Origin of the sequence: Streptomyces olindensis (assembly GCF_040645895.1) — a bacterium.
In the GTDB taxonomy this organism is placed as follows: domain Bacteria; phylum Actinomycetota; class Actinomycetes; order Streptomycetales; family Streptomycetaceae; genus Streptomyces; species Streptomyces olindensis.
In genome coordinates, this window is the sequence record NZ_JBEYZD010000158.1 from 1 (window position 1) to 4250 (window position 4250).

The following is a 4250-nucleotide window of genomic DNA, read 5'->3' on the forward strand; positions in this document are numbered from 1 at the left end:
CCTCAACTCGATCGGCATGGTCGCCACGGGCCGGCTCAACGGCACGGCGGTCACGGCCCTCAGCCTCATGTGTCCGAGGGGGGACTTGAACCCCCACGCCCGATAAAGGGCACTAGCACCTCAAGCTAGCGCGTCTGCCATTCCGCCACCCGGACAAGGTGTCTGTCGCGCGGGTTCTCCCCGCGGCGACGACGTAAACATTACCAGGCTTTCGAGGGTGGCCGATCACCCCCCGTCCGCACCCCGGCGGGGCGTGAACGGCGTGTGACGGGCCGGGAGCGCCCTTGGGGAGCGAGCCGGGGAGAGAGAGGATGAGGGGGACCCACCAGCAGTGACACCGGGAGGAAGCACGTGAGCGAGACGGACACGGCCAGGAGCGTCACCGGCGAGGACGAGGTCGTGGACCTCTGCCGCGAGCTGATCCAGATCGACACCAGCAACTACGGCGACCACTCGGGTCCGGGCGAGCGCAAGGCGGCCGAGTACGTCGCCGAGAAGCTCGCCGAGGTCGGACTCGAACCGCGGATCTTCGAGTCCCACCCGGGCCGCGCCTCCACGGTGGCCCGCATCGAGGGCGAGGACCCGTCCCGGCCCGCGCTCCTCATCCACGGCCACACCGACGTGGTTCCGGCCAACGCCGACGACTGGACCCACCACCCCTTCTCCGGCGAGGTCGCCGACGGGTGCGTCTGGGGCCGCGGCGCCGTCGACATGAAGGACATGGACGCGATGACCCTCGCGGTCGTGCGCGACCGGCTGCGCAGCGGGCGCAAGCCCCCGCGCGACATCGTCCTCGCGTTCCTCGCGGACGAGGAGGCCGGCGGCACGTACGGGGCGCGGCACCTCGTCGACAACCACCCGGACCTCTTCGAGGGTGTCACCGAGGCGATCAGCGAGGTGGGCGGCTTCTCCTTCACCGTGAGCGAGGAGCGGCGGCTGTACCTGATCCAGACGGCCGAGAAGGGCATGCACTGGATGAAGCTCACCGTGGCCGGCACGGCGGGGCACGGCTCGATGATCCACCGCGACAACGCGATCACCGAGCTGTCGGAGGCCGTCGCGCGGCTGGGGCGGCACAAGTTCCCGGTGCGGGTCACCAAGACCACCCGCGCCTTCCTCGACGAGCTCGGTGACGCGCTCGGCACCGAGCTCGACCCGGAGGACATGGAGTCGACGCTCGCGAAGCTCGGCGGCATCGCCAAGCTCATCGGCGCGACCCTCAGCAACACGGCCAACCCCACCCAGCTCGGCGCGGGGTACAAGGTCAACGTCATCCCGGGCGAGGCGACCGCCCACGTCGACGGCCGGTTCCTGCCCGGGTTCGAGGACGAGTTCCTCGCCGACCTCGACCGCATCCTCGGCCCGAAGGTGCGGCGCGAGGACGTCCACGCCGACAAGGCCGTCGAGACCACCTTCGACGGGAAGCTCGTGGAGGCGATGCAGTCCTCGCTGCTGGCCGAGGACCCGACCGCGAAGGCGATCCCCTACATGCTCTCCGGCGGGACGGACGCGAAGTCCTTCGACGACCTGGGCATCCGGGGCTTCGGCTTCGCCCCGCTGAAGCTGCCGCCGGAGCTGGACTTCGCCGGCATGTTCCACGGAGTGGACGAGCGGGTCCCGGTGGAGGGCCTCAAGTTCGGCGTGCGGGTGCTCGACCGGTTCATCGACGCGTCCTGAAACCGCCCCAAACGAAACGCCAGTATTCGGTCGCGTGTGCGGAATCGACTGGGAAGAGTGAATGCGACCATAAGCTCGTAGCCTCATTACTCCCTCTTCGTTACAGGTAATGCGATCGCAAGATGGGTCGCTTTGCCAACTAGGAGGAATAATGATCAAGAAGGTCGTCGCTGCTGCGGCTGCCACCGGTGGGCTGGTTCTCGCGGGCGCGGGCCTGGCCGTCGCCGACTCGGGTGCCCAGGGTGCCGCCGTGCACTCCCCGGGCGTCCTGTCCGGCAACGTTGTTCAGGTGCCCGTTCACGTCCCGGTGAACGTCTGCGGCAACACGGTCTCCGTGATCGGCGTGCTGAACCCCGCCTTCGGCAACACCTGCATCAACAAGTGATGCTTTCCCCTCGGTAGAGGGGAGTTCAAAGCCACCGGTCCCGGAGCGCGAGCCATGCGCTCCGGGACCGAACGCTTCTTTCGAGGAATTCGAGAAGAATTCGAGACAGGGTCGAAGGCAGGTATTCAGTAATGCGACAGGTCACCCGCAAGGGTCTGATGACCGTGGCGGCCGCGACCGGCGTGATCGCCGCCGCGGGCGGCTCCGCTCACGCCGACTCGGGCGCGCAGGGCTCCAGTTCGGGCTCGCCCGGCGTGCTGTCCGGGAACACGGTGCAGGCGCCGGTGCACGCGCCGGTCAACGTCTGCGGGAACACGGTCAACGTCGTCGGCGTGCTCAACCCGTCGGTGGGCAACTCGTGCGCCAACCAGGGCGGTGGATCGTCGTCGGGGGGATACGGCGATCACGGAGGCAACGGCGGCCACGGCGGCAACGGCGGCTCGCAGGCGGGCGGGCACGCCGGCGACTCACCCGGCGTCGGCTCGGGCAACCACGTCCAGGCCCCGATCCACGCGCCGGTGAACGTCTGCGGCAACAGCGTCGACATCATCGGCGTCGGCAACCCCAGCACGGGCAACGACTGCTCGAACGGCGGCCACCACGGCACCCCGCCCGGCGGCGGCAGCGAGACCCCCGGACAGCCGGGGAACCCGGGGAACCCCGGAAACCCGGGCGATCCCGGTAACCCCGGTGACCCCGGAAAGCCGGGTGAACCGGGCAAGCCCGGCGACCCGGGCACCCCGGGCCACCCCGGCAGCCCCGAAGAGCCCGGTCACCCCGGCACCCCCGGCACTCCGCCCGGCATCGGCGGCGAGACCCCGGGCGGCTCCTCGCACGGCAACCAGCCGGGCGCCCAGTCCGTCACCCAGCCCGAGGGCGACTCCCAGCTCGCGAGCACCGGCAGCGACCTGCCGCTCGGTCTCGCCCTCCCGGCCGGCGCGGGCGCCCTGCTGGCCGGCGCGATCCTCTACCGCAAGGCGCGCGCCTCGGCCTGACACACCCCCGGCACACGGAGCGGGCCCCGCAACTGCGGGGCCCGCTCCCGTGTATGCCTTCCCCAGGCCTTCTCCCGGCCTTCTTCCAGTGCACCGACTCAGCTCACCACGTGGCCCGTACCTGGCGGATGATCCGCCGGCGCAACCGCACCTTGCGGCTGCCGTCCCGCAGCAGGCTCAGACGGTACAACTCCCAGTGTCCGTACTCGGCGTGGTCGGTCAGCAGACGTGCCGTCTCCTTGCGGGAGACCCCGCGAGGTACGTACACGTCGACAAATTCGTATTCCGGCATCGCATCTATTGTGCGGGCTGGGGCCCGGTACGGATAGCGTCTGCACTATGTCTGATGCTGCGCAGCCCACCGCTGCCGAGGTACGCGCCGCCGCCGAGGCGGTCAAGACCGCGCTCGACCGCCACCTGGCCGCGGTCGAACGCAGGTCGGGTGAGGACGACCCGGCCGTCTACGAGGCGTTCAACCAGCTGGCCGCGGCCGCAGAGGTGTACGACGAACTGCTCTACGACCGCTACGACGAGGTCACCCCCTTCGAGATCCCCGGTGCGGAGGACGCGCTGCCCCCGTACACGGGCCCCGAGGAACCGAACGCGCTGAGCGTACTGATCCGCCGTGACTACGCCGTCGCCGAGCCCCAGCGGCTGCTGGCGCAGGCGCAGCGGATCGAGGCGGCGGACGGCGACGACGGATCCCCGGCCTCCGGGACCGTCCACGGGGCGCTGGGCCTGCTGTTCGGCGAGTTCGAGCCGGACGAGATCGCCTCCCGGCACAAGGAGTTCGGCCTGGAGGAGGGCGACTCCACGCTCTGGGTGACGGCGGCGGACGAACCGGCCGACCCCGGCGAGTGGCTGGAGGCGCCGTTCGAGCAGGTCGATCCGCAGCAGGTGGTCTGCCGCTTCGACGTCAGCGCCGTCTTCGACGACGAGATCGACGACATGGACGACGAGGACGACGAGGACGACGAGGACGACGACGGGGAAGGCCTGGAGGACGACCTCGACACCGACCTCGACGACGAGGACCTGGAGCCGCTCGACGCGGACCGCCGCTGAGCGCGCGCGTCAGCCACCCGACGGCGGTGGTCACGGGACCGGCCCCGGGACACCGCCCGCGGCCCAGAACCGCCGCCGGCGGGGCGGGGCCGGCCCGCGGGGGCCGGGGCGCGGCGGGGGGGAGGGCG

5 protein-coding genes and 1 tRNA gene are annotated in these 4250 nt (G+C 70.8%); 4 read left to right on the forward strand and 2 right to left on the reverse strand.

The window, feature by feature from the left end; translation table 11 throughout:
• Window positions 1–70: 70 nt before the first annotated feature.
• A tRNA-Leu gene (locus ABZ948_RS40765) sits at window positions 71–155 on the reverse strand.
• Window positions 156–351: 196 nt separating this feature from the next.
• On the opposite strand from ABZ948_RS40765, the gene ABZ948_RS40770 reads away from it, so the two are divergent.
• The 3 genes from ABZ948_RS40770 to ABZ948_RS40780 all read left to right on the forward strand — a co-directional run bounded on the left by ABZ948_RS40770 (window position 352) and on the right by ABZ948_RS40780 (window position 3057).
• The gene (locus tag ABZ948_RS40770; protein ID WP_359768182.1) at window positions 352–1677 is read left to right on the forward strand and encodes a M20/M25/M40 family metallo-hydrolase; all 1326 of its coding nucleotides are present in this window, start codon (window positions 352–354) and stop codon (window positions 1675–1677) included.
• 151 nt (window positions 1678–1828) lie between these two features.
• Window positions 1829–2062: a chaplin ChpH gene (gene chpH, locus ABZ948_RS40775; RefSeq protein WP_351342771.1), complete on the forward strand. Its 234-nt coding sequence runs from the start codon at window positions 1829–1831 to the stop codon at window positions 2060–2062.
• Window positions 2063–2193: 131 nt separating this feature from the next.
• The gene (locus tag ABZ948_RS40780) at window positions 2194–3057 is read left to right on the forward strand and encodes a chaplin (RefSeq protein ID WP_359768183.1); all 864 of its coding nucleotides are present in this window, start codon (window positions 2194–2196) and stop codon (window positions 3055–3057) included.
• A 103-nt stretch (window positions 3058–3160) separates the two neighbouring features.
• On the opposite strand, the gene ABZ948_RS40785 is transcribed toward ABZ948_RS40780, so the two are convergent.
• On the reverse strand, window positions 3161–3349 hold the full coding sequence (locus tag ABZ948_RS40785; RefSeq protein WP_003989151.1) for a DUF5703 family protein: 189 nt from the start codon (window positions 3347–3349) through the stop codon (window positions 3161–3163).
• 47 nt (window positions 3350–3396) lie between these two features.
• Between ABZ948_RS40785 and ABZ948_RS40790 the strand changes: the two genes are divergently transcribed.
• The gene (locus ABZ948_RS40790) at window positions 3397–4122 is read left to right on the forward strand and encodes a hypothetical protein (protein ID WP_359768184.1); all 726 of its coding nucleotides are present in this window, start codon (window positions 3397–3399) and stop codon (window positions 4120–4122) included.
• Window positions 4123–4250: the final 128 nt, after the last annotated feature.